Annotated in this window: 25 protein-coding genes; 16 read left to right on the top strand and 9 right to left on the bottom strand. The window is 40.4% G+C overall.

Annotation, left to right across the window (positions count from 1 at the left end; translation table 11 throughout):
* Positions 1 to 210: 210 nt before the first annotated feature.
* From DCO56_RS05795 to DCO56_RS05820, 6 genes are all read left to right on the top strand, one after another.
* Positions 211 to 1,230, top strand: coding sequence for a heme-binding domain-containing protein (locus DCO56_RS05795; protein WP_108632747.1), 1,020 nt, complete (start codon positions 211 to 213; stop codon positions 1,228 to 1,230).
* Complete coding sequence (locus tag DCO56_RS05800) at positions 1,196 to 1,636, top strand: hypothetical protein (RefSeq protein WP_108632748.1); 441 nt, start codon at positions 1,196 to 1,198, stop codon at positions 1,634 to 1,636. Before DCO56_RS05795 ends, DCO56_RS05800 begins: the two co-directional genes overlap by 35 nt.
* A 41-nt stretch (positions 1,637 to 1,677) precedes the next feature.
* Positions 1,678 to 2,721, top strand: coding sequence for an alpha/beta fold hydrolase (locus DCO56_RS05805; RefSeq protein ID WP_108632749.1), 1,044 nt, complete (start codon positions 1,678 to 1,680; stop codon positions 2,719 to 2,721).
* Between the two features lie 60 nt (positions 2,722 to 2,781).
* Positions 2,782 to 3,180, top strand: coding sequence for a DoxX family protein (locus DCO56_RS05810; RefSeq protein WP_108632750.1), 399 nt, complete (start codon positions 2,782 to 2,784; stop codon positions 3,178 to 3,180).
* A 110-nt stretch (positions 3,181 to 3,290) separates the two neighbouring features.
* The gene (locus DCO56_RS05815) at positions 3,291 to 4,307 is read left to right on the top strand and encodes a sensor histidine kinase (protein ID WP_108632751.1); all 1,017 of its coding nucleotides are present in this window, start codon (positions 3,291 to 3,293) and stop codon (positions 4,305 to 4,307) included.
* Positions 4,288 to 5,052: a LytR/AlgR family response regulator transcription factor gene (locus DCO56_RS05820; protein ID WP_108632752.1), complete on the top strand. Its 765-nt coding sequence runs from the start codon at positions 4,288 to 4,290 to the stop codon at positions 5,050 to 5,052. Before DCO56_RS05815 ends, DCO56_RS05820 begins: the two co-directional genes overlap by 20 nt.
* A gap of 377 nt (positions 5,053 to 5,429) precedes the next feature.
* On the opposite strand, the gene DCO56_RS05825 is transcribed toward DCO56_RS05820, so the two are convergent.
* Both DCO56_RS05825 and surE read right to left on the bottom strand, forming a co-directional pair.
* Positions 5,430 to 6,554: an aldo/keto reductase gene (locus tag DCO56_RS05825; protein ID WP_108632962.1), complete on the bottom strand. Its 1,125-nt coding sequence runs from the start codon at positions 6,552 to 6,554 to the stop codon at positions 5,430 to 5,432.
* 19 nt (positions 6,555 to 6,573) lie between these two features.
* Complete coding sequence (surE, locus tag DCO56_RS05830) at positions 6,574 to 7,308, bottom strand: 5'/3'-nucleotidase SurE (RefSeq protein WP_108632753.1); 735 nt, start codon at positions 7,306 to 7,308, stop codon at positions 6,574 to 6,576.
* A 52-nt stretch (positions 7,309 to 7,360) separates the two neighbouring features.
* On the opposite strand from surE, the gene DCO56_RS05835 reads away from it, so the two are divergent.
* The gene (locus DCO56_RS05835) at positions 7,361 to 8,269 is read left to right on the top strand and encodes a diacylglycerol/lipid kinase family protein (RefSeq protein WP_181390468.1); all 909 of its coding nucleotides are present in this window, start codon (positions 7,361 to 7,363) and stop codon (positions 8,267 to 8,269) included.
* A 136-nt stretch (positions 8,270 to 8,405) separates the two neighbouring features.
* On the opposite strand, the gene DCO56_RS05840 is transcribed toward DCO56_RS05835, so the two are convergent.
* A complete protein-coding gene (locus DCO56_RS05840; RefSeq protein ID WP_146190986.1) occupies positions 8,406 to 8,759 on the bottom strand; it encodes a hypothetical protein in 354 nt (117 codons plus the stop codon).
* A gap of 332 nt (positions 8,760 to 9,091) precedes the next feature.
* On the opposite strand from DCO56_RS05840, the gene DCO56_RS05845 reads away from it, so the two are divergent.
* Positions 9,092 to 9,982: a flavin reductase family protein gene (locus DCO56_RS05845; RefSeq protein WP_108632756.1), complete on the top strand. Its 891-nt coding sequence runs from the start codon at positions 9,092 to 9,094 to the stop codon at positions 9,980 to 9,982.
* Positions 9,983 to 10,159: 177 nt separating this feature from the next.
* On the opposite strand, the gene DCO56_RS05850 is transcribed toward DCO56_RS05845, so the two are convergent.
* The 4 genes from DCO56_RS05850 to DCO56_RS05865 all read right to left on the bottom strand — a co-directional run bounded on the left by DCO56_RS05850 (position 10,160) and on the right by DCO56_RS05865 (position 14,754).
* Positions 10,160 to 10,819, bottom strand: a complete 660-nt coding sequence (locus tag DCO56_RS05850; RefSeq protein ID WP_108632757.1) for a hypothetical protein — start codon at positions 10,817 to 10,819, stop codon at positions 10,160 to 10,162.
* Complete coding sequence (locus DCO56_RS05855; protein WP_108632758.1) at positions 10,819 to 11,304, bottom strand: RNA polymerase sigma factor; 486 nt, start codon at positions 11,302 to 11,304, stop codon at positions 10,819 to 10,821. Before DCO56_RS05855 ends, DCO56_RS05850 begins: the two co-directional genes overlap by 1 nt.
* A 160-nt stretch (positions 11,305 to 11,464) precedes the next feature.
* A complete protein-coding gene (locus tag DCO56_RS05860) occupies positions 11,465 to 12,043 on the bottom strand; it encodes an RbsD/FucU domain-containing protein (RefSeq protein WP_181390469.1) in 579 nt (192 codons plus the stop codon).
* Complete coding sequence (locus tag DCO56_RS05865) at positions 12,040 to 14,754, bottom strand: GH116 family glycosyl hydrolase (protein WP_108632760.1); 2,715 nt, start codon at positions 14,752 to 14,754, stop codon at positions 12,040 to 12,042. The genes DCO56_RS05860 and DCO56_RS05865 overlap by 4 nt, the downstream gene beginning before the upstream one ends.
* Before the next feature lie 450 nt (positions 14,755 to 15,204).
* On the opposite strand from DCO56_RS05865, the gene DCO56_RS05870 reads away from it, so the two are divergent.
* Together DCO56_RS05870 and DCO56_RS05875 are read left to right on the top strand one after the other, a co-directional pair.
* Positions 15,205 to 15,453 carry a hypothetical protein gene (locus tag DCO56_RS05870; RefSeq protein ID WP_108632761.1) on the top strand — a complete coding sequence of 83 codons (249 nt, stop codon included), beginning with the start codon at positions 15,205 to 15,207 and terminating at the stop codon, positions 15,451 to 15,453.
* A 433-nt stretch (positions 15,454 to 15,886) separates the two neighbouring features.
* A complete protein-coding gene (locus tag DCO56_RS05875; protein ID WP_108632762.1) occupies positions 15,887 to 16,264 on the top strand; it encodes a nuclear transport factor 2 family protein in 378 nt (125 codons plus the stop codon).
* A gap of 249 nt (positions 16,265 to 16,513) precedes the next feature.
* Here DCO56_RS05875 and DCO56_RS05880 read toward each other — a convergent pair whose 3' ends face one another.
* Positions 16,514 to 17,812, bottom strand: coding sequence for a hypothetical protein (locus tag DCO56_RS05880; RefSeq protein WP_108632763.1), 1,299 nt, complete (start codon positions 17,810 to 17,812; stop codon positions 16,514 to 16,516).
* A 126-nt stretch (positions 17,813 to 17,938) separates the two neighbouring features.
* Here DCO56_RS05880 and DCO56_RS05885 point away from each other — a divergent pair, with 126 nt between their 5' ends.
* The gene (locus DCO56_RS05885; protein WP_108632764.1) at positions 17,939 to 19,345 is read left to right on the top strand and encodes a LamG domain-containing protein; all 1,407 of its coding nucleotides are present in this window, start codon (positions 17,939 to 17,941) and stop codon (positions 19,343 to 19,345) included.
* Positions 19,346 to 19,644: 299 nt separating this feature from the next.
* Here DCO56_RS05885 and pdxR read toward each other — a convergent pair whose 3' ends face one another.
* On the bottom strand, positions 19,645 to 21,066 hold the full coding sequence (gene pdxR, locus DCO56_RS05890) for a MocR-like pyridoxine biosynthesis transcription factor PdxR (protein WP_108632765.1): 1,422 nt from the start codon (positions 21,064 to 21,066) through the stop codon (positions 19,645 to 19,647).
* A 100-nt stretch (positions 21,067 to 21,166) separates the two neighbouring features.
* On the opposite strand from pdxR, the gene DCO56_RS05895 reads away from it, so the two are divergent.
* The 5 genes from DCO56_RS05895 to DCO56_RS05915 all read left to right on the top strand — a co-directional run bounded on the left by DCO56_RS05895 (position 21,167) and on the right by DCO56_RS05915 (position 25,492).
* Positions 21,167 to 21,667: a cupin domain-containing protein gene (locus tag DCO56_RS05895; RefSeq protein ID WP_108632766.1), complete on the top strand. Its 501-nt coding sequence runs from the start codon at positions 21,167 to 21,169 to the stop codon at positions 21,665 to 21,667.
* A gap of 21 nt (positions 21,668 to 21,688) precedes the next feature.
* Positions 21,689 to 22,585, top strand: a complete 897-nt coding sequence (locus tag DCO56_RS05900; RefSeq protein ID WP_108632767.1) for a dihydrodipicolinate synthase family protein — start codon at positions 21,689 to 21,691, stop codon at positions 22,583 to 22,585.
* Between the two features lie 87 nt (positions 22,586 to 22,672).
* Positions 22,673 to 23,002: a 2Fe-2S iron-sulfur cluster-binding protein gene (locus DCO56_RS05905; protein WP_108632768.1), complete on the top strand. Its 330-nt coding sequence runs from the start codon at positions 22,673 to 22,675 to the stop codon at positions 23,000 to 23,002.
* Between the two features lie 209 nt (positions 23,003 to 23,211).
* Entirely contained in the window at positions 23,212 to 24,156 is a 945-nt protein-coding gene (locus DCO56_RS05910) for an alpha/beta hydrolase family protein (protein ID WP_108632769.1), read from the top strand.
* Positions 24,157 to 24,442: 286 nt separating this feature from the next.
* Positions 24,443 to 25,492, top strand: a complete 1,050-nt coding sequence (locus DCO56_RS05915) for a DKNYY domain-containing protein (RefSeq protein WP_108632963.1) — start codon at positions 24,443 to 24,445, stop codon at positions 25,490 to 25,492.
* Positions 25,493 to 25,541 lie beyond the last annotated feature (49 nt).

Consider the following 25,541-nt stretch of genomic DNA (forward strand, 5'->3'; position numbering starts at 1 on the left):
TCATGCATTCGGTCAAGAAAGAAATACGATTACCATCAAATTAGAACCACCAAGGTTGAGGCATGTAATCCATGCTGATATTAAGTGAGATCATGTCCATTTCAACATTTCAAAAGCTGGCCTCAACAAGTTATATGTCCAATTCAACCGTTTTGAACTTTCTATAGGCGGTGGTTAAAAGTAATTTTACTTTACAAACGAGCAAATACAATGAAGCAAATAAAACGAATCAAATTGATAAACATCCTATTCCTCTGCATTGTTGCAGGTTTTACATCGTTGCAATTTTTCAATAAACCGATAGAACAGAAACCTGTTACCGGCCACATGCGCAACGTACCCAAACAGGTCGAACATATTCTGGAACGGTCCTGTTATAACTGCCACTCTAATGAACAGCAGCTTTCTTTCTTTGATAAAGTAGCACCTATTTCGTGGACCGTGAACAAAGATATTGCCCGTGCAAGGGAAGTGATGAATTTTTCCGAATGGGATAAACTCTCAGATGCGGAACAAAAAGGGAAATTTTATGCCATCTTCAATATGGTCAACGCCGGCAAAATGCCGCTCCCCTCTTATTCCCTTACACATCCCGGATCTAAATTATCAGCAAGCGAGGTGGATATCATAAAACAGTATGCACTTTCCCTGTCGGCAAAAGATGGTTTCATACCTACTGTAGCTGCTGAACAGCAAAAAGAAACGAGGGCTACGCCAACGTTCAAAACTGCCCCCATTTCACCGAATGGCATAGCCTATAATGGTGAATTCAGGAACTGGAAAGTTATCGGAATGAGTTCTCTCATTGACAATACAATCCGCATAATCTATGGAAACGATATTGCAGTAAAAGCTATTGAGCAAGAAAACTTTCATCCCTGGCCCAATGGGAGCGCTGTGGCAAAAGCTGTGTTCAAGCAAGTACGAAAATCTAATGGCGACATTATACCCGGCGATTTTGTCAACATGCAGTATATGGTCAAAGACGGGAGAGAATTTAAAGATACAGAGGGCTGGGGGTTTGCAAAATTTAATGGCCCAGCGTTAAAACCAACGGGAAAGACTGCTCTTTTTGCCCAACAGTCATGCATCAGCTGTCACAGACAGCTCGCCGAATCAACAGGCTTCCTGTTCAATGTACCGCCAAAAGTGAATTCCAAAAAACTGATCGAACACTATTTAAAAACCGTCCAAAATGAAAAAGATATTATCTATAGTGCTGTTAAGTAGCCTAATCTTTGGTTCATGTAGCCAAAGTCCTGAAAGAGAGACCGAGAAAATACGGTTTATGTTCAAGCCGGGAACGCTGAAATTTATCACATCGTCTTTCAATACAGATAAGCAGACCATGTCGGCATTGTACGGAAATCCACCGGCGCTATCGCTATTGTCAGATCCGGGGCATCCACTGGAGCAGCCGGCTTCCCTCAAACTCGTCACCTACCGGATGCAGGATGATCCGCATTATTTTGGAAGTAAGGTCAACGGTGAGCTTATCCTTGTAGAGAAGATACAATCCCGAAAGGACGGTCAATGGGAATATGAAACTGAATATGGGGAAATACCCCCGGATCAGTCCCGAAAACAGCGCATTGCGCTTATATTGGACAGCCAGCCTGTGAAGTTTCCCCAATAGCAGATTAACTAATAATTTTTGTCCATTTAACAACTCACATAATGAATACAATATTAAAGCTTAACAAAAAAGTGCTTATTACATATCTGGTAATCGCACTTACTGGAATGGAGATATCATTTCTTAAGGCGCAGCAAATTTCCGAAAGCAAACAGGCTAAGGTCAATATTTCAACCAGTTCAGCTTTCAAGAATACGGAAAAGATCAGGGCAGGGGTGCTCGATGTGGGCTATGCCGAGCTGGGGCCAAAGACCGGAAAACCTGTCATACTGCTTCATGGATGGCCATATGATATCCACAGTTTCGAAAAATCTTCGGAAATTCTCGCCGGAAAAGGTTACCATGTGCTGATCCCTTACCTCAGAGGGTATGGAACAACAACCTTTGTTTCTCCACAGACCGCACGTAATGCCCAGCAGTCGGCAGTAGCTGTGGATATCATTGCATTCATGGATGCCCTGAAGATCGATAAAGCCATCGTTGGTGGCTTTGACTGGGGGGCGAGAACGGCAGACATTATGGCGGCTCTTTGGCCGGAACGCGTTTCAGCATTGGTAGCCGTAAGCGGATATCTGATCGGGAGTCCAAAAGCAAACGAGAATCCGCTTCCGCCAAACGCTGAATTATTATGGTGGTACCAATTTTACTTTGCAAGCGAAAGAGGATACAAAGGTTATAAAATGAACACCAAAGCCTTCAATAAGCTGATCTGGAAAACAGCCTCTCCAAAATGGACTTTTGATGACGGCACATATGAACAATCAGCCAGTGCTTTTGACAATCCTGATCATGTCGAGATTGTTATTCATAATTATCGCTGGCGACTGGGACTGGCCTCGGGAGAAAAGCAGTACGATGAATTAGAGGCTCAACTCGCTAAGTCCCCGAACATTACAGTACCAACAGTAACTTTGGAAGGTGATGCCAATGGCGCTGCATTTCCCCTTCCCGAAAATTATGCATCCAAATATACCGGCAAGTATGTGCACCACACGTTGACCGGCGGCATCGGGCACAACTTGCCCCAGGAAGCCCCAAAAGAATTTGCAGACGCTATCATTGAAGCAAATTCGTTATCCAAATAATTTAAAAATCAAAAAGTCAATCTTGACCGCTATCTCATAACTTATATACTGTTTAATATCATGAAAAATTCAACGTACAAAAAGATTTATCTCTCAGGAAGCATCCTTATCTCATTATGGTTTGGCCTAAGCGGATTCTTTGAACTAACCCGCAATCCTGCTGTCTGGGATATCACCCGTAAATTGGGCTATCCGGAACATTTCATTTATATTCTCGGCGTTTTCAAAATCGTGGGCGTAATCATATTACTCACCCCAAACAGATTTAACAGGCTCAAGGAATGGGTTTTTGCCGGCATGCTTTTCGACATCATCTTTGCCTTCTTTTCTAAAGTTGCCGTTCTGGGTCCATCGTCAGTAGCCGATACACTGATTGCGCTTATCCTACTTTTGGTAACCTATTTTTCATTTAACCGCATATACCACATCGTTTACGCCAGCAAGGATTTGAACAGATAGGATTTCGGTTCATCGTTATCAAAACTTTTTTCAGTAATTTGCGTGCTGCTCCCTAACAACGTTTAGCACGCAAAATATATACAATTAAGAACTTTTGCCACCATAAAAATATGAAAACCCCATTTCGCATATCCCATAAGCTGATATGGATCAGTTCTATTTCTCTTGGAATATTGACCTCTATTCCCAAGATTGCGGACCATCATTTTGTTCTTGCAGAAGGGATAGCCGATTTTGTTGTGACCACTGGATTTGCCTTACTGATCTGGTATTATAATATCTATTCCATACCGGCCTACACAAAGAAAACTGGAAGCAAAAATGTGATATCGGCACAGCTTTTCAGGGGATTGGGTGTCGGACTGCTGCTTATGTTTTTGCTTTCTTCGGTTCAGTACTATATCCTTTCCCACATTAATTTTGGCCCAAAAATGCTGATGTACGAAGTAAGGGGCATCTTGATCAACCTCACGTTCTATATGTTCATCCATCTGCTCTATCAGACCTATCTGAACCAGCAGGTCGTCCGGGAACTGGAACGTTCGATGTCCGCAAATCTTGCAGCCCAGTACGAATTGCTCAAGCAGCAGGTCAACCCGCATTTTCTTTTCAATAGCCTCAATACTTTAAAATACATGGTAGAGAGCCAAGATGGCCAATCAACGGAGTTTATCATCAAACTTGCTGACTTTTATAGGTTCACCCTAGGAAGTCTTAAATTAAACCTGCTGCCACTTAAAGAAGAGCTGGAAATCATGGAATCCTATGTCTATCTGCTGAAAGCACGATTTGAGGATGGACTACAAGTCTCCCAGAATATCCCCAGGGAAATCTACGGCACTTTCATTCCACCATTTACGCTGCAGCTGCTTGTGGAAAATTGTATTAAGCATAATATCGTTGCGCTGGATAAGCCGCTTCATATCTGTATTGATAGAGAAGGGGATTACCTGATTGTCAAAAACAATATTCAACCCCGAAAAATTCCAGAGCCCTCTACAGGACTAGGTCTTGAAAATATTAATCAGCGTTATCTTCATCTTTCTGAACGGGAGATACAGATAATCACGGACAATGAAACATTTATTATAAAACTTCCCATTATATATGAACATCCTAATAATTGAGGACGAGATCAAAGCTGCGCGTTCCCTTGAAAACCTGATACTGAAACTGCGTCCCGAAACGAAGATCATTGCTAAAATACAGAGCGTGGAAGCAGCCATAGACTATCTCTCCAACAGTCTCTCCCCTGATATTATCTTTATGGATATCCAACTATCAGATGGTATAAGCTTTGATATTTTTAAATCGGTTAAAATTGTATGTCCAGTTATTTTCTGTACCGCATTTGGAGAATACGCAATGGATGCGATCAAAGAAAACGGGATCGACTATCTTCTTAAACCTTTTTCTGAAACTGATCTTAAAAATGCATTTGAAAAAGTCGATAATTTTAAAAATTTCTTCCAAAAGACATCTGAAAACAACCTTATTCAGCTTATCCAGAAAATCAGTGGCGAAGAGACTACAAAAAAAAGCTTTCTGGTGTTTAAGAACAACAAGTACCTGACGGTAAAAACTGCGGATATTGCTTATATATACATCAATTATACTTCACCCACAATAGTCACTTTCAAAGGTGAGCATTTTGATGTCAACCAGTCTCTGGATCAATTGGCCGCCCAATTATCCGATAAGGATTTTTTTCGTTTAAACAGACAGTACCTGATCAGTTTTTCGGCGGTAAAGGAAGTTGAGCATTACTTTGCAAGAAAACTTTATATTAAACTCACCGTACCGACTGACGAAAAATTACTGATCGGAAAAGAGAAAACGACAATATTCCTCAATTGGCTTGAAGACAGGTAAGCACTGAACCCATCCATAACACAGGGGTTTAGAAATAAAGACAGAGCGTCCGGCCATACGAAAAGCTTTACGTTTTGCTTTAGTAGTATATGGGCGTTTATTAAGGTTATTAATCAGATGATTATCGATGGTTGAAATGGAATAACGACTTGTGCCATTTTAAAAGCTTATGCATTTAAAGCTTTTATTATTTCTTTGGCAGAATGTCATCCTGTGTAAATTTAACAAACGATATTCATTTGATATACGTCCAGGCCGACGCTTTTCAAGGCGTCTTTGTCCTGAGTCTTAAAATTTTCATTAAATCAAAAATTATGAAACGATCTGAGGCTATATACTGTTATTCAGTAAATCGCTATTCATAATAACGCCAATACTTAAACTTTGGGTACTGGCGCATTTTCCGCAATTAGCTTTTCATATTTTAATTCTTCCCAAAAACCTGCGGGTATTTTGGCCTTGAAAGACAATGCATTTTGTACCGCCTGTTCGGCAGTATGTGCCCCGGGAATAACGCCTGAAACTTCGTCTGGCGCAGCAGCAAATTGTAAAGCCGCGGTACGTAGGTCCACCGCATGATTTTCTGCTACACGCTGTAGAGCATTCAGTTTTTCCTTAACTCCAGCAGGAAACTTACCATCATACAAATAACGGTCTTTGCCTGACAGAAATCCAGCACATAAAGGTGCACCTACCACTATGGATATATCTCTTTCAGCTACTTTCGGAAAAACCTTATTGAGATCATCATCATGCTTAATCAATGAATATTGGCAGGCAGACAGAAAGATATCGGGATCTGCAACATCCAATGTCTGCAGTATAGGTTCAATGGTATTGACACCTAGCCCCCAGCCTTTGATAATCCCCTCCTCTCTCATTTTAGTCAGCTCTGGCATCGCTCCTTTCGCTGCTTCCTCAAAATAGCGCGCATAACTATCTTTCATATCGCCGTTATCTGGCGAAAGATCATGGATAAAAACAATATCAATGGACGATAAGCCCAAGCGCTGCAAGCTATCCTCCACACTCCTTCTGACACCGGCCGCACTGTAGTCATACGTATAGCCAAAATTTAGTTTTCCCTTCCATAATATTTGTTCCATCGTAAAGTCTTCTTTCGGTTCCATCAGACGCCCTACTTTGGTCGAAAGTGTGAAACTATCACGCGGTTGGTCTTTTAAAAACAGGCCCATTCTACGCTCGCTGATCCCTAGACCATACCACGGAGAGGTATCAAATAATCGTATTCCTGAGTTCCATGCCGCCTCCACCGCTTGCAGACATTCAAGATCTGTGTTGTGTTGGAATCCATTACCCAATGCGACTCCACCAAATCCAGCTTTATCAGCGGGACGGAATCGTTTCTTTTCTGTTAAATTTTGAGGTGTTGCCATTTTATGTTCTTTTAATGTCGTCAATAAAATATCTGGTATTGCTGCACTCAATGCAAAAGCTGCCCCCACAAGGGCTGTATCTGTTAAAAATTCACTTCTTTTCATATGCTCGGTCCTATAAGTCTCATTTCTTCTCGATTGCCAGTCTAGCTGAAAGTTCATCATGTGCAGTCAGATCCAAACGTAAAGGCGTAATGGATACCAAATTATTTTGTATCGCCCAGCGATCTGTTCCTTCCTCCGCCGGTTCAAGTGGTATTACTGTTATCCAATAGTTTTTTCTTCCCATGGGATCTTGGCTAGGTACTACATTCCCATCATAAAGCCGCACCGATTGCCTTGTCCATAAGACTCCTTCTGGTTTTGGAGGAAGATTCACATTATATAGCGCAGAGCCTTTATCATTGAGCAAAATCTTGAGTACATCGCTTGTCCATTGAGACAGTCCTTCAAAATCCGGTTCTGTTTTTCCGACTGGTGTACTCAGAGCAATACCGGTAATACCGAGGAGCATGGCCTGTTTTGCGGCGGCAAGGGTACCTGAATGCCACATGGAATTGCCTAAGTTGGGTCCCATGTTGATGCCTGAAAGAACAATCTGCGTATCGGGAAACATGTGTAAGCCCAGCGCGACACAGTCTGCAGGTGTCCCATTCACTCGAAAGGCATCAATTCCTTCAAAGGTAATAGGGGCACTCCGATAGCTTAGGGGGCGAGAATGCGTAATAGCATGTCCCATCGACGACTGTTCAACATCTGGTGCAACGATCCTAACGGTACCAAACTGCCTAGCCGTCTTTGCTAGCGCTGCTATACCCGGCGAATAGATACCATCGTCATTGGTGATAAGTATGTTCATAGTTGTGTCTTTTCTAAGAAAACCAATCTCAAGCGGGGTTTGTTCAGCTGATATGAAAGAACAGAGCAAAAAAGTGCGATTAGTACACAATCCAGCTGCTGGGGATGAAGACAATGACGGTAAAGACGAACTTTGTCAGCTGATTGAAGACCTCGGACACCGTTGCACGGTGGTCGCTAAAAAAGATGTAGTCAAAAAGATAGATCCGGACACCGATCTCATTGCCTTGGCTGGCGGGGATGGAACCATAAAAATGACTATTATGGCGCTATTGGAAAAAAAACTACGATTTAAAAGACCGATAGCCATCTTGCCCCAAGGTACGGCAAACAACATAGCCATTTCTCTTGGTATTCCATTGGACTGTAAACAGGCCATGAGCCTGTGGAAATATTTCAAGCTCAAAAATTTCGACGTAGGGATGGTGACTGGCCTGAGCGGAAAGCCTTTGCATTTTATTGAATCGATTGGTTTTGGAGTATTCCCTATACTGATGGAAAAAATGGATAAAAAAAATAGGCAAGACAATAGTGCTGACGATGAGATTAGGATCGCGCTTGAGCAACTTCGAAAACTAGCACTGACATTTCCCGCCAAAACGCTCAAACTGGTCACTGCTACTGGTAGCATTGAAAAAGAGTGTATTATGGTTGAAGTGATGAACATTTCGAGCATAGGCCCCAGATTGGTCCTCGCCGCAGATGCTGATCCGGGAGATGGTCAGTTTGATATCATAGTCGTAACCGCCGATCAGCGCCAGGAACTAGTTGCTTATATAGATGGGCTATTGAATAAAAAGAATGTGATATTTAATATAGAGCCTATCAGAGCAAGCCGCTTAACTATGGAATGGCAGGGAAAAGAATTGCACATTGATGATGAGTGCAAAGTTTATTCTGGACAGCAACTCAAAATTTCATTGCTCGATAGCTTGATCGAAGTTATTGTGAAAGGGAATTGATATTTTTATTTAAAATAGGGGTTTGACATACCGAAAGCCAGTAGCAGATCAGCGAAAACAAATAACCCAGAAATAAACGCTATCTTAACTGGAGAATTGCTATCCTCTGTTATGTCCAAAAAGAACATAGAAAAGTTTATTTCTTTAATATCCAAATTTGATTCTTTTGATCATATTGACCAATGATATCATTCTGTTTAATTTCTTGAAGTTTATAATCCTTACAGGGATCATTCGCATCGATTTTAGCTGTATAGGTAATTTTGTCCTGCACATTGGACTTCAGTTGAATATAGAATGTGCCATTCTCAACTTTGTCTAAATTGATCGAAATAAATTTTAATTCTTTATTTACTGTAAATGATAAAGGGGTCTCCCGGTCATTAATATCTATCTTATAAATTTTGATGTCAGCTGCCGGATAGAGTGGATTATCAGCAAAGATAAGCTCCTTTCCGTTTGAATCTTTATAATTTATGTTACTTACCATGGGATGATATATATCGAGACAAGCCACCAAAGGTTCGTTTTTCTCTTTACATGATGTAATGAAAATCACAATAGACAGAATAAACATTTTTAGACAACTTTTCATAATTTATTTGTGTGTTTAGTAGATATTCAAACGTAACGCATTTTCAATTCGCGACATGAATAGGTATATTACTTTATAAAAAAAGATTCTTACACGTTCATAAGCAATCTTTTCCCGAAAAAAATGCTATTTATAAAAATTTCTGTAATTTCATTTCTAAGCATGGGATACCCTTAGCTAGGTTTTGTATACTTTTCTATTCCCAACTCACGTTAATAAAAATTCGAATGAAATTAAAAACGATTGATGTGTCATCAGCTACACCGACAGAAATACAAGGTTATCTGCACTCGGCCATTGCGCCCCGACCGATATGTTTTGCATCTACAATTGATAAAAACGGCGCGGTAAATTTAAGCCCGTTTAGCTTTTTCAATGTGGTCAGTGTCAACCCACCGATCTGCGTTTTTTCACCAACAACCAGGGCGCGGGACAATAGCACCAAGCATACGCTTGAAAACATTTTGGAAATACCGGAATGTGTGATCAATATTGTTAACTATAAGATGGTTCAGCAGACTTATTTAACGAGTGCAGATTATCCAAAAGACGTGAATGAGTTTTCGAAAGCGGGGTTTACTGAATTGGCTTCGAAAACGATAAAGCCACCTAGGGTAGCGGAATCGAACGTTCAATTAGAATGTGTCGTGAATGATGTGATAGCATTAGGAAAAACCGGTGGAGCTGGGAATCTAATTATTGCGGCCGTGAAACTGATCCATATCAATGAAGCTATCTTGGATACCAACGACAAAATAGACCCGCATAAAATGGATTTGGTAGCTCGTTTGGGTGGTGATTGGTATTGTAGGGTAACCAGCGATAACTTATTCAAAATTGCCAAACCAACAGATCATACCGGGATAGGTATCGGTGTAGATTCCTTTCCCAAAGAGGTTAAAAACTCCACCATATTAACGGGGAATAATCTGGGATTATTGGCTCTTGTCAGCGCGCTCCCATCCAATGAGGAAGTAGAAGCCTTTCGCAAAACCGACGAAATAAAAAAACTGCTGGCGGCCGGCACCGACAACCGCACAGCAAGTCTGCATTCAAAAGCCAAGCTTTTGTTAGATAATGGCCGTGTAATGGATGCATGGAAAGTGTTGTTGATGTAGCCTGCCTTTTCCGGCGGAGGGGGCCGATTACATCAAGTAAATATAAATATGATAAAGGATTAAAATCTTATCTGATAATACCGCATCAAGCGTATATACAGAAGCACATTTAGCCCTGATCGTTACTCATTTGCGAAAGACACCCAAAAAAGTTTCTGTTCCATTGAAGATTGGACCTCAAAAAGAATTTGCTTTATCCGCTGAATGGTCTGGATCCTCTGGAGTCAACTCCGTTAATTCAGCAATGTAATACTGTAAATCGACTAGCATATCCTGATGGGGCTTGGCAAATTTCTTAAAAGAGTACCTGTGCAAAAAATAAAAAATAAATCCGAAAACAGCTAACCTAAAAAGTACAGTAGTATCGAATATAGATCCTACATTAAAAGTGTGGGTATTCTTTAATGAAAGTGCTATTGTGAGTAGGAAACAGAGCGTTATTCCCATTAAATTATAGAACCTCAAATAAGCGGAGATAAGCCCCTGAATATTCTTGAAACGATCACTCAAAGGCAGATCTGCCAAATAAACTTGATGAATATTTTTTCGCAGTTTATAGGCATTGTACATCATTCCGGCTTCCGCCAATGTACCAACAATGAAATAGTATCCCCAAAATGCACTGTCATAGAAATACAGGAAAACCCCGATGCAGAAGATAACAAGCACTGAGCGATACTGCATATTCTTTTTTAAATTCTGGTCTATTAAATCAAGCAGACCGGCAGATTTTTGCAGTTTAATTTTTTCAATGGTATTTTCGGACAAGAGTGTTTCCTCCATCTGACCTCCAATACTAATTTTTTGCATTTTATATTTGAGCTGATCTAGTTCCATCACGATAGTTGTTTGCTTAATTCCTTCAATTTTGTTTTGATCCGCGATATTTTTACGGCTACGTGGTTGGGGGTCATCCCCATGGTCATGGCGATATCGTTGTAGCTATAGTCTTCGAGATAAAGCGCCACCAGCGCCTTTTCCACCTTGTTCAATTTACTTATGGCCTGATACATCAAAAGAATATCTTTGTCTTCCTCATAGATGATATCACAATAGCTTTGCTGGCTAAATTGCAATTCAGCAAGACTGTGCCTACGGTCGCGCTTGATATATGTAATAGCAGTATTCAATCCTACACGATACAACCAAGTCTGAAATTTGGCATCCCCCCTAAAACTTTTGATTGATTTCCATGCCTGTAATACGATTTCCTGAAATAAATCTTCCCTATCGACTTTATTGTCCACATACATGCAGCAGATACGATGTATTATAGCCTGATTAGATGTTATTAACGCAATAAAGTCTTTTTCGATGTCCATACCTTACGAGGATGCTTATTTGATATTGTTTTACTTATTAGTCTCCATAAAGAGAAAAATATTACAACAACTTGTAAAAAAAGAAAGTTATGCAGGCAGATAAAAACAATCTTAGCGAAGTGTATCACATCAATACGTTATTCAGGTCAAGATGAATACCTCATTCTTTTGACTTCAACATCCGCTCACGTAAAATCTTTTCACGGTCGGCATCCCAGTATTTACAATCCAGTTCAATAAAAACTGAACTATACGGTATAAGTGATTCCGTTTTCACCACAATGACCTGGAACAGATCCGCCGCTTTATCCATTTTCCCAAAAACATCTTCGTGCAAAAGAGACTGTTTTTTTATATGAGGCAGAAGTTTGGTTAAGCTTGTTTTGTATTCTTTTAATCCCGGTGCGAGTGCATCGTCCAAATAGTCAATTTCTTTATCCAGATAAAAAACAGGCCGTACATGCTTCTGTAAGCTGAGCAGTTGCAATATACGGTCAAGTACCTCGGACATCTGCTTTTCGGAATTAAGGACAAGGATGTTTGCACCCGCTGGTGCAGGATAGGCCTTATCAACGATCAATATCCAATTACGATGTCCAAGCAAGGGCATTTTTTGTGAAAGCACTTCCTCCCAGCCGGATTTCTGTTCAGATCTTTCCTTTTGGTCAGCTGATGACATACATCCCATAACCAGGAAAAGACTTATTATCGCAAAAAGCGTATTTACCATTTTTTTCATGACCATTGAATATGTAGCGTATCGCCTTTTTTTAGCCCTATGCTGTCTTTAAAATTGAGCACCAGCCGCCCGTCCCGACGTTTCACTTTATGAAGTAATATCGGTCTGTTATTTTGCAGGACAGTAATCTGCTTGTGATCGAGCGACAGCTGCCCAGCGTCCCCCAGGTGAAATTCTCTCAGATCTAGTTCACCATAATTCAATGTCAACTGACAAACACATTTTCCTGCGCTTTGTTGCTTTTGAATATAGGTCCCCCACCCCATTGCCGTAGTAAAAGGTGCTTTAAAATCTGAAGCACCTATTTTAGGAGCAAAACCGATCTGCCCCTTTGGGCCATGGTAAATAAAGCCACAGGCATTGATAAAGGTTCCGTAACTCGCCATCGCACGCGCATAGTGGTCACTGCATTCAATCTCATTAAAGGGATTTCTTTTTGCAGCATGATACCGGTCATGAATTACCCTGGTCATAATCAAGCTTTCATCGATCATCCCCTCCGCCATCATGTGCGCTGCCACTTGATGTTCAAATCCACTCATACATTCATGAAAATAGCCCAGTTGCCAGGTCGTATTATCGCCATAAGCTTTTTCCTCATTTTTTGGATTGGTATTCATGACCATCCCTCCCTCGCCAGCCAGTGCATAAGGTCTTCCCCCGAGATGTGTCTTAATATAAGGCCCCACATCCAGCGCAAAATTATATTTCCAGAGTGCCTTCAGGGCGGATAATGTATTCTCTCGGTTATTAATCCGTGGCATATCCACCTGAAAACACCAGGCCTGCCCATAAACCTGATCTATATGGCAGGTATTGTAGGAGCCCAGCTTCTTCCGCCCCTGTGCCGCATCTGGTCGATGGATATAATATTCACCATTAAAAAGATATTTATCCATGTTTACAGTCCCTTTCCTGACGTAGTCCATACAGACCTGCTGGAATTTCTTATCACCGACCTCTTCGGCCATACATGCCGCAGCCTGTACGGCGGCAAGGCAAAGTCCTACAATCCAGCCGATCTCTCCTTCCCATATCGCGTCCAATGTGTTTTCCATAGGTGTATCGGTCATACCGTCTCCATTTTTATCCTGATCGAGGACAAATTGAATCGCCTGTTTAAGTTTTGGCCAATTTCGTTTTAAAAAACTGTCATCACGGCTCATCTGATGATCCCGATAGAAACGGAGAATAACACCGGCCTGCCCGTCTATCGCAGGTCGTTTTTCGTATTCGGCACGGAAGATAATTGCACCGGTTTCGGGCTGAAAACCAACACCGAGGTCGGTAACCTCCCTTAAATTACGTTCAAGATCAGGAAATATACGCCCCATGGACTGCCCATATTGCCACACGTGGGTGCAGGTCCCCGCGCAGGCGCCGACACCTTCCCAGCCCCAAAACCTTCCCGAAGCAAAACGCATCGTATTCGCTGTTGCTAAAGTCCCTATATTAACAAAAGTACGGTCCATAAACCAATGGGGTAATGTTGAATCATTCCAGGTCTGTTGCCAAGCAATGGTTTCCCCATCGAGCTTTTCTCGATGTGTCAGATAGTAGTCCAATACTGCTGCAGCATCACCGAATTTGGCGCCGTACCAATAACCATTATGGGCATCTTTCAAATGTGCCCTTAACTTGGGATGTGGATTATTAAAATGCCAGGAGATCGCATACGAAATCTGACTCGTCCCATTTGGCTCTATAATACGCCGAACGGTATAGGCTCCCACTTGTAGATCCGAAAAATCAACGACTGAATCGGTAGTATCAGATTGCAATAAGTGCGGCGCGACAGGCCAATGCTGCACTTTGGTATGCACCTGTGCCTGCGGATCCAAGCATGTAAAAGCCATCGTACCATAGTCGCCGGCCAGCAAAGCACTGTCAGGTACTTGTTCACAACTGTAGTTTAGGACTTTTAGGCCTGCCTGATCTAAAAGGCGGGATACTTTACGGACCATTGTAAGATCTTTACGCCCCTTAAACACACCGTTTTCCATCCAGCCCGTTAGGGTTATTTCGACCGCTGTATTCACTTTACTTCGCAATTCAAGATGAAAAGTCGTTAACGGTAGAGAAGAATTGTCCTGATCTAGCGGAATAAATGGCGAATAGGCTGTCAGCACAACTTCCACAGGGAAGTTGGAGCTGCTATAGGTAACCCGACAGGTCGGATAAGTCGGTTCAAATACAATCTCATCCCAGTGATTTTCCCGAAGTTCTTTGACGACCTGTTTTCCTCCAACGTTGACAGATAGTGCAAAACCTTGCTCCATACTGCGCAGATTGTCCGCAATGGCAGGCTCGATATACGCTGACCCATCACGTGGACGGACTGTCACCAGCTCATTCCCATTATTCCATTGTACATTTTTGGGTTCTATCCCTTCGTATTCACCATCGTAGGCAGTATTAAATATCTGCCATAACCACAGGCGTCCATCGCCACCGATATATACAGTACCGGTGTGTAATCCACCGACGGGCATACCAATATAACGCAGTTCATTTTTACTCTTTCGATAGGCAATTTTCTCGCCCCTATGATACAAAGATGCGAGCCATTGCTTATCTATATCCTTATGCTCAGGGATATTATGTAGAGGATTGTCCCAGGCAAATATTGATTTTGACCATACGTTAAACTGACTTGTCAGTACACCAAGACCAATTAAACTTGTTTTCTTAAAAAAGCTTCTTCTATCCATACGTTTTATATAATGACCATCCCGGGTTTTGCGGAAGTAAATTTTTGTTTCTATCTATTGCATGCTGAGGAACTGGACAGTCGGCAAAACCTTGATCAGACTTGGCATATTCTGTTTCGTTGAATTTAAGATACAAATAACCGGTGACTCCACCACCCTCCCTATTAATTTTTTTGATTTTATTGTAGGCTGGATAGAGCTGATATGCAACTTAAGCCATTTGATTTCCTGATATCCATTGCGCGTTGCTCTTATACCCGATGTGTTTTATGATTAAATTTACCGTAAAAAGCTAAAAGCCCTGGAAAATGGTAACAAAAACGCTAGCCATGGCCTGCTTGAAAATTAAGGCTGGAATAGCCTTAAGAGACCACGAGATAATCATTTGTTGGGGAAATATCATGTATTACGCAAAAACCACTTAATTTTTTTTTCGTATATTATCTCACTATGAAAATAGTAGATATAACTAAAGAGAGATTAAAGGATGCTCAAAATGATGGGTATACTGTATTAATTACAAAGTTCAATTCAGATCCACTATATCCTACATGGATCTTTGACAAGATCGCCGATGAAAAAATAGAATCAAACAAAAAAAAGCTCAACGAGAATTACCAGTTATGTTATTCTATTCGAGAAGCTATTAATACAATCGACAAACGGCCTTTTATCGGAAAATTGCAGTTGACGAATTAGGCCTTAGAAATAATTGATCCAAGATAATGAACATCTTGTTTATTGTCTTTGAAAACTTATCCAGCTAGCGGCTTTAACGACAGAAATATTTGTTCCTGAATACATTTTAAAAATCGGCTAAGATGAGCTGGGCTTTGAGAACCCAGTTCATAGGCCGCTTCTTTCGCTGACTTAATATATGGGGTATTTTGACTGTTGAAAAGGGCGCTTTAATAAGTCCAGCCTGGAAGAAAATTTCGATTCCGTTGCCTGTATGCACTGATAAAATTTGGTCAAAGGTGATGAATGGATACTAGAACCCCATGGTAATTATACCATGGAAATTGATCAGCAAAAAAATAAGTATTAAAAAAGCAAGAAGTTCAATTACAGCCCCAAAGGTCACGCGGAAAAAATACAAAAAACAGTATGTAATAAATTATATAATCAGGATATGAACAGAATTACGAAAGAGGATGTTACCGAAGCGGAAAACCAGCTTTTCTTGGCCCAGCTAGCAGGCGATGCAGATGCTCTTGACCAACTATTGCACGATCAACTTATTGCACTTACACCGGCGGGACAGACGTTAACCAAAGAAATGGACTTAGACGCACATAGATCCAAGGCAATGATTATTGAAGACGCTTCAACTGAGATTGATGCGATTAGGATAATCGAAGATACTGCGCTTTCTGTCGTTACGATGACAGCAAAAGGAAGCGTAATGGGATCACCACTGGCAGGACAATTCAGGTATTTTAGGGTTTGGAAAAACATTGGTGGCACATTAAAAGTCATTGGCGCGAGTTTCATGCAATTACCTGAATAAAACAAATTAAATATTATATCAACGATTCATGCGTGAGATGCTTCGCCAATTCGAACAGGTTTGGCGATATCACCATATCTTGGATTTATTGAAAATCATGTTTTTACTGCTTAGTTTAGTTAAGGCAAATTTTGACAATGTATTACTATCCCAAAAAACGGATTAGTTTTTTTTTAAAAAAATTTAATGAAAAGTAGATACGTAATGATTATAAATCCCAGGGACGTAATAGTCTTCGATAAAGAAAGATCAAAAAACAATGTCTTTATTGCCTGATCCCCATAAACGGGTATTTCTGACAAAACCTGGTCCTTTGAAACGGTACTGTACACCGACAATTTCAGTAGGCGCATTTTTGATCATGGCCATGTATGCCTGTTTGTCATTGATCCAAAATCTAATTTGCTGGTTTTTACAGTCTATTTTCAGCTTGGTCCATTTGGAGAGATCACAGCCAAATCCACTGAGATCATCCTGTTTACTATCCGTATAAAAACCGTCGGCAATAAGAGCGATATCACCGATACATGCGGGGTTTACAAGTGGCACGATAATGATATCATTTTTTGATTGCAAAAGTACTTCCACACGCTGGCAACTATTTGCCCCATTGGCCGTTTCAGTCTTTAACTCTGTTTCAAAGCTAAAATTATTCGTCATCACGCCGGTTATATCCTTTTGGTTGTAAAGCCGGACCGGTGGAGCATCTGCCAATAGGTCGACCTTATATCTTTCTAGAAGCTCTTTGCCAACCGCAATTTCATTCGGCTTAATAATATCAGCTTTTCTAAAATACAGGGGTTCTTTTCCCCAGTCTGCCTCTATCAGCCCCAACCAGCCATCAGTTTTAATCTGTATATCATGTTCACGGACAACTTTATTTCCGACCATCAATTTGGCCCGAAAGTAACCGGGATAATAATATATAGAAGAGTGATGTTTACCATTTCTGTCTACAGCGACCTTACGGCGGGTATCCCAGCTTTGAGCAATGAATATTGTATCTTGCATATTCGTTTCTGAAGCGTCGTAATCAAATACGACTGAATTGGGTAAGCCTTCCGTCAATATAGTCTTTGACGAAAAATGGAAAGCGTTAGTAGGAGATGAATGTTTACTAAGAACAAATTTTTGGGTCAAAAACCCCATCAGGACCAGCCCTAGAACAGGGAAAATAATCTTAAAAAATAAATGTCCATACTTTTTTCGGGCAGTCTTAAAATTTTCAAAAACAGCTTCCTTCGGGACATCCATTTGTGTTGACCGCTTTTGAGTGTATGTATTGCGAAAAGCCCGCCAGTCTTCATAACCGATAAACTGCGACAAGGTATTCAGGGTCGTCAGCGATGGCGCACTTTGATAGTCGGCCCTACCAAAAACCCGTTTTAGCGTAGAGATACTAAGTATTACTCCCGTTCTCTCCTGAATTTTACCCGAAAGCTTTTCAAAATCGACGGTACTCCAAGTGGAAGTTTCGCCCCATTCAAGTTGATTTTGAATTGATTCTTTAAGGTAATGAAATAATTCAGACTGGTTTACATTTATCATAATTCACTGTATACAAACACCTTAAAAACACAACACTACCTTGAACAAACTTGAACAAACTTGATGCAAGGTTGACTTCAGGAAGAAGATGTCTAAGCACTAAATTTATCAAAAAACTTTATTAACATGAAAAAAATAATTTTGATAGTAGCTGCACTTTTGGCGACATTGTTCGAAAGTTATGCCCAAGAAAAGAAAAGTAAAATCCCCGGAACACAAAACATTACACTAAGCGCGGAGAAATGGGAGTTTCAACCCGGAAAAGTTGATTTCTTAGAGTTTAAAGGACGTCATACGATGAAAATAGCGCCAGCATCAGGACCAATAGTCATTAAAGATCTGATATTCACAGACGGCACTATCGAATATGATGTAATTCCGGCAAAAACGGAGTTTGCAAGTGCAATCTATTTCCACCGAAAAAATGAGAAAGAGCAGGAAATCGTCTATCTGCGTGTTCCCAAAATGACTGATCCATTCGCCAATGAAGGCATTCAGTATTGCCCGATTTTAGACGGTGTAAATATGTGGGACATGTATCCACAATATCAGTCTGCTGCGCAGGCCAAAACAGATGAATGGAATCATATTAAGCTGGTCATTTCAAGTATGCAAATGCAGGTCTTTGTCAATAATACCCTTAGGTTAACGATTCCTAAATTAGAAGGTCGTGAACGCTCTGGAAGTATCGCCTTCGATGGTGACTCCTATATTAGCAATATTGAGATAAAACCCGATCAGACCGAAAACCTGGCGCAAACTGAAGGCGCAGACCTGAGTAGACACGAAGCAAATTATATCAGGAACTGGTCGGTAGCTCAACCCGCACTTTTAGCCGAAGGAAGGGAGCCAACCACTGTCAGCGACCTACCGAAAGATGACTCTTTTGTAGAAAAAATAGCAGCCGAAAGATATGGGCTCGTCAACTTAACACGACGCTTTGGCGGCAGTGAAAAACGTAGGATAGTTTGGCTAAAAGCTATAATCAATGCAAAAGAAGCCACTCAGACTAATCTTCAATTGGGATTCTCAGATGAAATATGGGTTTATCTAAATGATCAGATCACTTATACGGACAAAAATATTTTTAGACAGAATATGAAAAAGTATCCGGATGGGAGGATATCGGTACAAAATGGAAGTACTAAATTAAAGCTCAAGAAAGGGGAAAATCAATTATTAATAGGCGTGTCCAATGACTTTTATGGTTGGGGAATAATTGCCCGGTTGGAAAATTTAGAGGGAATTGCAGCAATAGAACCTTACGAAGTAAAAAAACGGGTCATCGAAAATATTGAACGGTATTTAGGTGTGTACACAGCTGAAATATCTCCCACAGTCAAACTGACCTTCATACAAAAGGATGAGAAGCTAATTTTACAGACTTCCGAACAAGATAGCACCCCTCTAGATTATATAGGGAACGATCTTTTCAAAATGGGTCTTGGAATAGAATGGCAATTTAAGCCAGATTTGAAACAGGTGATAAGGCGAGAAAACGGGTTTGAAATGAAGTTTGCAAAAGAACAATAAATTGGATCAATTCTGCATAAAAACCTGTTTAAAATTAAAGGACGAAAGTAAAGTTCAGCTGGAATTCCATTTTCTTCAACCTTGGGTGCCTTTTAAAAGACACCCAAGGAATACCAATCAATCTTCCCTTACGAAAAGCCTTTCAATCCCCCACTGCCACATCGACCTTTTTTCTATTTTTATATTGTCAAGATGTAGACGCCGAAACTTAATGGGAAATCGCAAAGCAGAGTTTACGGTCTAATTTTAAAGTCAATTCTTTATACGTTTAGATCTGTTTGAACATAGCATACTAACGATCAAATCATTTCTCCCAAAGCGATAATACCTTCCTCCAGATCTTTTTCAGAAAGCGATCCATAGCCAAATCTTAAACCATTAACGGTTTCATCAAAACTATAAACATCGGGATTGATGATGTTGATTCCTTTATCTTGCAGCTTTTTGGAAATATCAAACCAATCCACTTGCTTATTGGGTACGACCCAATAAGCTAAACCACCATCGGGAATAGTATATGTTGCTTTATCTTTGATATATTTATTTAACACCATTGCCGTAAAATCTCGCTTAGCTTTATAGTAATTTGTAGCCTTTTTTATATGCCGCTTAATTGTACCTTCTTTGATCAGTTGCAAAACAGCCTGTTCCATAATATTATCACCCTGCACATCAATAATCTTCCGTAAATTCCCTACTTTCTTAACTAGCATTCGGTCGTTGCTCGCCAAATAACCTATACGTAAAGCCGGTGCGACAACCTTGCTCATAGTACCGATATAAACGTAATTTTTCAGTTCAGTAAAACTTGATAACGGTAAGACAGGACGATATCCAAAATGAAACTCATTATCATAATCGTCTTCTATAATGGTAAAACCATGTTCATTAGAAAGCCGTATTAATTCCAATCTTCTTTTCAGGCTCATCGTTACGGTAGTCGGGTATTGGCGGTGTGGTGTAACATAAATTGCCTTGATCTTTTTGCCAGATTGCAAATAAGAAATAACATCCTCAATCAGCAAACCATCCTTGTCCACAGCTGCTGGCAATAGTGTAGCCCCCGCACTTTCAAAGGCTCTCCACGCTGGTGCATACCCCGGGTTTTCAATGATCACATGATCACCATCAGTAAACAACTGTTGTGCTGTCAGGTACATGGCCATTTGACTCCCACGAGTGATACAAATACTTTGCTCATCGACCTGCATCCCTCGTTGATGGTTGAGCATTTGAACGATAGTTCTTCTAAATTCCAGATCGCCCAGCTCATTGCCATAGCCCATCATTTGCCATCTCGCTTTTTGGTTGAATATTTGGCGGTATGCCCTTGCAAGCGCTGTAATGGGTGCAATTTTACTGTCGGGATATCCGTCATCAAACTGTAAGTGACAGTACCTATTTAAAGTACTTTCTGCTAAAGAAGTGACAGGGTTGTTTTTTTGAGTATCGCTGAAATCAGGTAATGTATCTGCGACAAAAGTACCTTGCCTTTCTTTGGATATCAGCCAGCCTTCAATAAGCAGCACATTAAGAGCCTCCACAACCGTATTTCGATTAATTTTCAGCAATTGCGCAAGGTATCTGCTGCCGGGTAGCGCATCGCCCGGTTTTAATCTACCCGAATGAATATCTTTTATTATAGCATCCGCTATTTGCAGATAAATAGCTTTATCCGATTGTTCATCTAACTGTATTTCAAAATTCCAATCCCTTAACATCTGGACTATTCGTTTTTATAAAAACTGTATCATTTTAATAGTCCAAAGATACAATACTTTTGTAATGCAATAGTGCAAAAAAACAGTAAAAAAATCAGTTATGTCAAAATTAGAATCACCAACAGAAGTTAAAAAATCAATTCATGCGGAGCAAAAACAATTCAGCTCTAAAGACTTCCATCAAACATTTGCAAGACCAACGTACATAAAACCCTCGCACCTCATTCACAAAAACGTTGAAAATGCAGGTGTACACAATCAATTTTCAGAAGAAAGAAAGCATCCTGTTTTCTTCGTGGATCTACCCAGTAAAAATGTCAGTCTAACCATCGGCGGTCTGTTGCCGGGACAGAAGACTCACCTACACCGCCATACCTATGAAACTGTATTGTATGTCATTGAAGGCAAAGGCTGGACCAGGGTAGAAGATGAAATTGTGGAATGGGAAGCAGGCGACGCCGTTTATATCCCATCTTGGGCTTGGCATCAGCACCAGAACCGCAGTGAGAACGAACCTGCGAAATACATCGCTTGTGAAAATGCGCCACAACTGCAAAACCTGGGTGTCGCATTGCGTGAAGAAGAAGGCCGAGATTTTTAATGTTTAAAAGCAACAGTATCTATGAATCAAGTACCATTTAAAGGTGTAATCGCTTATCCGGTTACACCATTTGACAACAACGAAAACATCGACATTCCGTTATTCAAAAAACAGTTAGAACGCCTGATCACATCAGGCTCCCATGGGATTGCACCATTGGGAAGCACGGGGGTAATGCCTTATCTTAACGACACAGAAAAAGAAGCGTTGGCCGAAGCCACCATGCAACAGGTGGCCGGCAGAGTCCCTACATTGGTGGGTGTTTCAAATCTGACCACGGAAAGAACTGTTTACCACGCACAATTTGCCGAAAAAGCAGGCGCAACAGCGGTAATGATTATCCCGATGAGCTATTGGAAATTGACCGATGACGAAATTGTAAAACATTACGACACGGTGGCTTCCAAAATTTCGATTCCAATCATGGCTTATAATAATCCCGCCACTGGTGGTGTTGATATGTCGCCAGCCCTGCTGAAACGCTTATTGGAAATTCCGAATGTAACGATGATAAAGGAAAGCACAGGCGATATTCAACGTATGCATTATTTGAGAAAAGAGCTAGGTGAAGGAGTCGCGTTTTTTAATGGTTCTAATCCGCTCGCCCTATCCGCATTTTCGGCCGGTGCTAAAGGCTGGTGTACAGCCGCACCGAACCTGATACCCGAACTTAATATTGCACTTTACGATGCCGTACAGGAAAATGATCTCGAGAAGGCGCAAAGAATATTTTACAAACAGGTCGATTTGTTGAAATTCATCGTAGCAAAAGGTCTTCCGCGTTCTATAAAGGCCGGTTTGGACATACTAGGAGTAGGTGGAGGTGGTTTTAAAAGCCCACTAAAACCACTTGGTGAAAACGAAATAGCGGAACTGGACAGAATACTTTCATCAATACAAAGTGAATTGGCTGTTTAGAATCAATACCAAAGCCCAAAGCAAGATAAGCTTCGGGCTTTGCGCATAAATGTTTCAGCAATAATTTAAAATAAATCCAAAAAACATATGAACATGAAAGAAAAAAATCCCCCCACCGAGGCAGAGAAATTGGACTCTGTGCAAGTGACATTGACATTGAACGGCAATACAAAGCATATCCAATGGAACAAACAGATGCCTCTGCTCGATGCGATACTCAATGCTGGAATTGACGTTCCGTACTCCTGTTGCAGGGGCAACTGCGGCACTTGTGTATGCAAATTAGAGGAAGGAGAAGTAAGGTTAAGAAGGAATTTTGTACTGTCAGAGATTCACCTCCGGCAAGGTTTAATTTTAGCTTGTGTTTCTGCTCCGATAAGTAAAAGCATAAAGATAAACTATGATCAATTGTATTAATTTACCAAACAGAAAAATATGCTTTGCTCTTTTTAAGAAAAGAAAAAGTATATTATTTTTTTGCCGATCCGTTAGCGCTTTCACCGATAAAAACAAGCACTTCACCTAAATAACATCAGGACGAGTTCTAAAAATTATTTAAGTTAGATGCTGAACATAAAATTACAGCAACAGCATTTAAGCACCCTAACTTTGAAAATGGAATCCCGATGAAAAAACATTTTAGTATAGCATATTCTTGCGATAAGTCCGCATATCAACGTGTTAAAGAAAGAATACATATAAAAGCAATTTTGTCATTACTTTTTTTAGTATTTGCGACCAATATAATAGCTCAAACTACGGAATACGCAACAAAAGATATAAAATTTAAAAGTAAAGGGATAGAGTTGGCAGGAACTATTTTTAGCGCTCCAAATTCAAAAATCGGAATTGTATTGGTGCATGGATCCGGACAGGAGCTCAGATTGAATGCATTTGCAACTTTCTTGGCTAAAAATGGAATATCTGTATTAGCTTATGATAAGCGAGGAGTTGGTAAATCCGGGGGGGAATATGCGGGTCCGGAAGTGGGCACAAATAATATTGACTCAGCAAACCTCGATCTCCTGGCGGAGGATGCTAAGGAAGCAGTTTTAACACTCAAAAATTATTTCGGACATCAATTAACACATACTGGTCTCTTGGGGTTCAGCCAAGCCGGATGGATTATTCCTTTGGCATCAAATAAGTCAAAAGAAGTGGATTTTACGGTCATATTTAGTGGGGCAGTGGTTCCAACCAGAGAACAGCTCCGTTTTCAGTTTTTTACTGAAGGAAAGGCAGATTTCTGGACGAATCATACCGAGAAAGAGGTAAGGACGCATATTCTAAATGCCCCAGATAAATATAAATTTATTACAACAGACCCTCAGCTGGCCCTTAGCAAAACAACGGCACCGGGGCTCTGGCTTTTTGGCGGACAAGATGTGCAAGTTCCTGTCGGCTTATCTATAGATCATCTTAATTTACTTAAAATTGAAGGAAAACCGTTTGAATATTGTCTATTTCCTGAAATGGGGCACTTTCTAACATCTTCAGATTCTTCAGCTCCAATTAAAATAGCGATAAATTGGATTAAAAATCAAAGTCAAAAATTTAAAAATCGTTTATGACTATGCTGGCAATCGGCAGTTCACTACAAGCAACCAAACATCAATACAGTATATATCCCGAAATAAGTTTGCCATGACCTATTTTCTCTATGAATTGCGTATCTGTAGGGCATGTTTAGAGTTTATTTCATTCCTGAAAAAGTCAACAACAAATGGAAAGATGCAAAATCTGAGGATAAGGCGATTTACAATTTTACAAGAAAATTCACTTTTTTAAATTTGACCGCGTAAATTTATATACATGCGCGCTATAAAGGATATATCACAACTTCGCCCTGGTATAAAAATGAAAAAATATACTTTTTTTCTGGCTTGTGTTTTACTCAGTTTTTGTATCTCTTGCCGGGATATCGGTAAACTGGTCAATAAACAAAAATCGAGCTCTTATTTTATAGATTCAAAAGGACAAATTGTTTATTGTCAGAATGGGAATTGGTTTAGTCTGGGTGTATCGCAAATGCAGGCCGATGCGGAATCTTTTGAGGTATTGGCAGAGGATATTGCAAAGGACAAAAACGCGGTATACTTTCGTGGGATGACCCAAAAGCTGGTGGACAGGAATTCCTTCTATGTCGATAATCAGATTCCTAAAGATCGTTTTCACGTCTATTATATTGATCAAGTCTTGGGCTTTAATATCATCGATGGAGCGGACCCAAAGACGTATGAACTCATAAAAAATCACACGAACTGGGCTCGGGACAAAGATCATTATTTCTACGCGGATGACATGATACATGTTGATCGACAAACTTTCAGCTTCGTCAATGACTATTTTCTAAAAGATAAAGATTCCGTGTATGTTTCTCCAAATATCGGAGACTTTAAGTCGGTTGTAGCTAATCCGGGAAATGTCGAAGCCATCAACAAGTACTACATGAGAATCGGGAATACAATTTATTACCCTCCTTTTGAACAGGGTTCGGCTAGTATAGCAAAATCATTTAATAGCATACAGACGATTCGGGTACTTGATCTAGATGTTATTTGCGTAAACAATAAAACCATATTAATCCGCGGTAAAAATTTTAAATATGATCACGTCGATGTTCCCTCCTTTCAGCTATTTACTGTTGATGAAAAAACTGATTTTTATGCAGGTAACCCTTATTCAAAGGACAAGAACAATGTATACTTTAATCAGGAGGTAGTTCCGGGCGCTGACGTGAAGACATTTATCCTCATTGGCGATGATTTTGGAAAAGATGCGAAAAATGTCTACTATCAAAAACAGCTACTCAAAGACGTAGATGCGCCAAGTTTTAAAAAAAACGGAGACTTTTATAAAGACAAACGCGGAAATAAATTCAGTGCATTAACAGGAAATAAAGTATAAGCTATTGGTTTTCGTCTCTAACCAGATCCGTTCGACATACTCATCAAAT

Source organism: Sphingobacterium athyrii (genome assembly GCF_003071065.1).
GTDB lineage: Bacteria > Bacteroidota > Bacteroidia > Sphingobacteriales > Sphingobacteriaceae > Sphingobacterium > Sphingobacterium athyrii.

What these genes read in the sequence shown, in the direction of transcription:
- DCO56_RS05795 (WP_108632747.1), top strand. Translation starts at nt 211, where the DNA reads ATGAAGCAAATAAAACGAATCAAATTGATAAACATCCTATTCCTCTGC.
- DCO56_RS05800 (WP_108632748.1), top strand. Translation starts at nt 1,196, where the DNA reads ATGAAAAAGATATTATCTATAGTGCTGTTAAGTAGCCTAATCTTTGGT.
- DCO56_RS05805 (WP_108632749.1), top strand. Translation starts at nt 1,678, where the DNA reads ATGAATACAATATTAAAGCTTAACAAAAAAGTGCTTATTACATATCTG.
- DCO56_RS05810 (WP_108632750.1), top strand. Translation starts at nt 2,782, where the DNA reads ATGAAAAATTCAACGTACAAAAAGATTTATCTCTCAGGAAGCATCCTT.
- DCO56_RS05815 (WP_108632751.1), top strand. Translation starts at nt 3,291, where the DNA reads ATGAAAACCCCATTTCGCATATCCCATAAGCTGATATGGATCAGTTCT.
- DCO56_RS05820 (WP_108632752.1), top strand. Translation starts at nt 4,288, where the DNA reads ATGAACATCCTAATAATTGAGGACGAGATCAAAGCTGCGCGTTCCCTT.
- DCO56_RS05825 (WP_108632962.1), bottom strand. Translation starts at nt 6,554, where the DNA reads ATGAAAAGAAGTGAATTTTTAACAGATACAGCCCTTGTGGGGGCAGCT.
- surE (WP_108632753.1), bottom strand. Translation starts at nt 7,308, where the DNA reads ATGAACATACTTATCACCAATGACGATGGTATCTATTCGCCGGGTATA.
- DCO56_RS05835 (WP_181390468.1), top strand. Translation starts at nt 7,361, where the DNA reads ATGAAAGAACAGAGCAAAAAAGTGCGATTAGTACACAATCCAGCTGCT.
- DCO56_RS05840 (WP_146190986.1), bottom strand. Translation starts at nt 8,759, where the DNA reads ATGGTAAGTAACATAAATTATAAAGATTCAAACGGAAAGGAGCTTATC.
- DCO56_RS05845 (WP_108632756.1), top strand. Translation starts at nt 9,092, where the DNA reads ATGAAATTAAAAACGATTGATGTGTCATCAGCTACACCGACAGAAATA.
- DCO56_RS05850 (WP_108632757.1), bottom strand. Translation starts at nt 10,819, where the DNA reads ATGGAACTAGATCAGCTCAAATATAAAATGCAAAAAATTAGTATTGGA.
- DCO56_RS05855 (WP_108632758.1), bottom strand. Translation starts at nt 11,304, where the DNA reads ATGGACATCGAAAAAGACTTTATTGCGTTAATAACATCTAATCAGGCT.
- DCO56_RS05860 (WP_181390469.1), bottom strand. Translation starts at nt 12,043, where the DNA reads ATGAAAAAAATGGTAAATACGCTTTTTGCGATAATAAGTCTTTTCCTG.
- DCO56_RS05865 (WP_108632760.1), bottom strand. Translation starts at nt 14,754, where the DNA reads ATGGATAGAAGAAGCTTTTTTAAGAAAACAAGTTTAATTGGTCTTGGT.
- DCO56_RS05870 (WP_108632761.1), top strand. Translation starts at nt 15,205, where the DNA reads ATGAAAATAGTAGATATAACTAAAGAGAGATTAAAGGATGCTCAAAAT.
- DCO56_RS05875 (WP_108632762.1), top strand. Translation starts at nt 15,887, where the DNA reads ATGAACAGAATTACGAAAGAGGATGTTACCGAAGCGGAAAACCAGCTT.
- DCO56_RS05880 (WP_108632763.1), bottom strand. Translation starts at nt 17,812, where the DNA reads ATGATAAATGTAAACCAGTCTGAATTATTTCATTACCTTAAAGAATCA.
- DCO56_RS05885 (WP_108632764.1), top strand. Translation starts at nt 17,939, where the DNA reads ATGAAAAAAATAATTTTGATAGTAGCTGCACTTTTGGCGACATTGTTC.
- pdxR (WP_108632765.1), bottom strand. Translation starts at nt 21,066, where the DNA reads ATGTTAAGGGATTGGAATTTTGAAATACAGTTAGATGAACAATCGGAT.
- DCO56_RS05895 (WP_108632766.1), top strand. Translation starts at nt 21,167, where the DNA reads ATGTCAAAATTAGAATCACCAACAGAAGTTAAAAAATCAATTCATGCG.
- DCO56_RS05900 (WP_108632767.1), top strand. Translation starts at nt 21,689, where the DNA reads ATGAATCAAGTACCATTTAAAGGTGTAATCGCTTATCCGGTTACACCA.
- DCO56_RS05905 (WP_108632768.1), top strand. Translation starts at nt 22,673, where the DNA reads ATGAACATGAAAGAAAAAAATCCCCCCACCGAGGCAGAGAAATTGGAC.
- DCO56_RS05910 (WP_108632769.1), top strand. Translation starts at nt 23,212, where the DNA reads ATGAAAAAACATTTTAGTATAGCATATTCTTGCGATAAGTCCGCATAT.
- DCO56_RS05915 (WP_108632963.1), top strand. Translation starts at nt 24,443, where the DNA reads ATGAAAAAATATACTTTTTTTCTGGCTTGTGTTTTACTCAGTTTTTGT.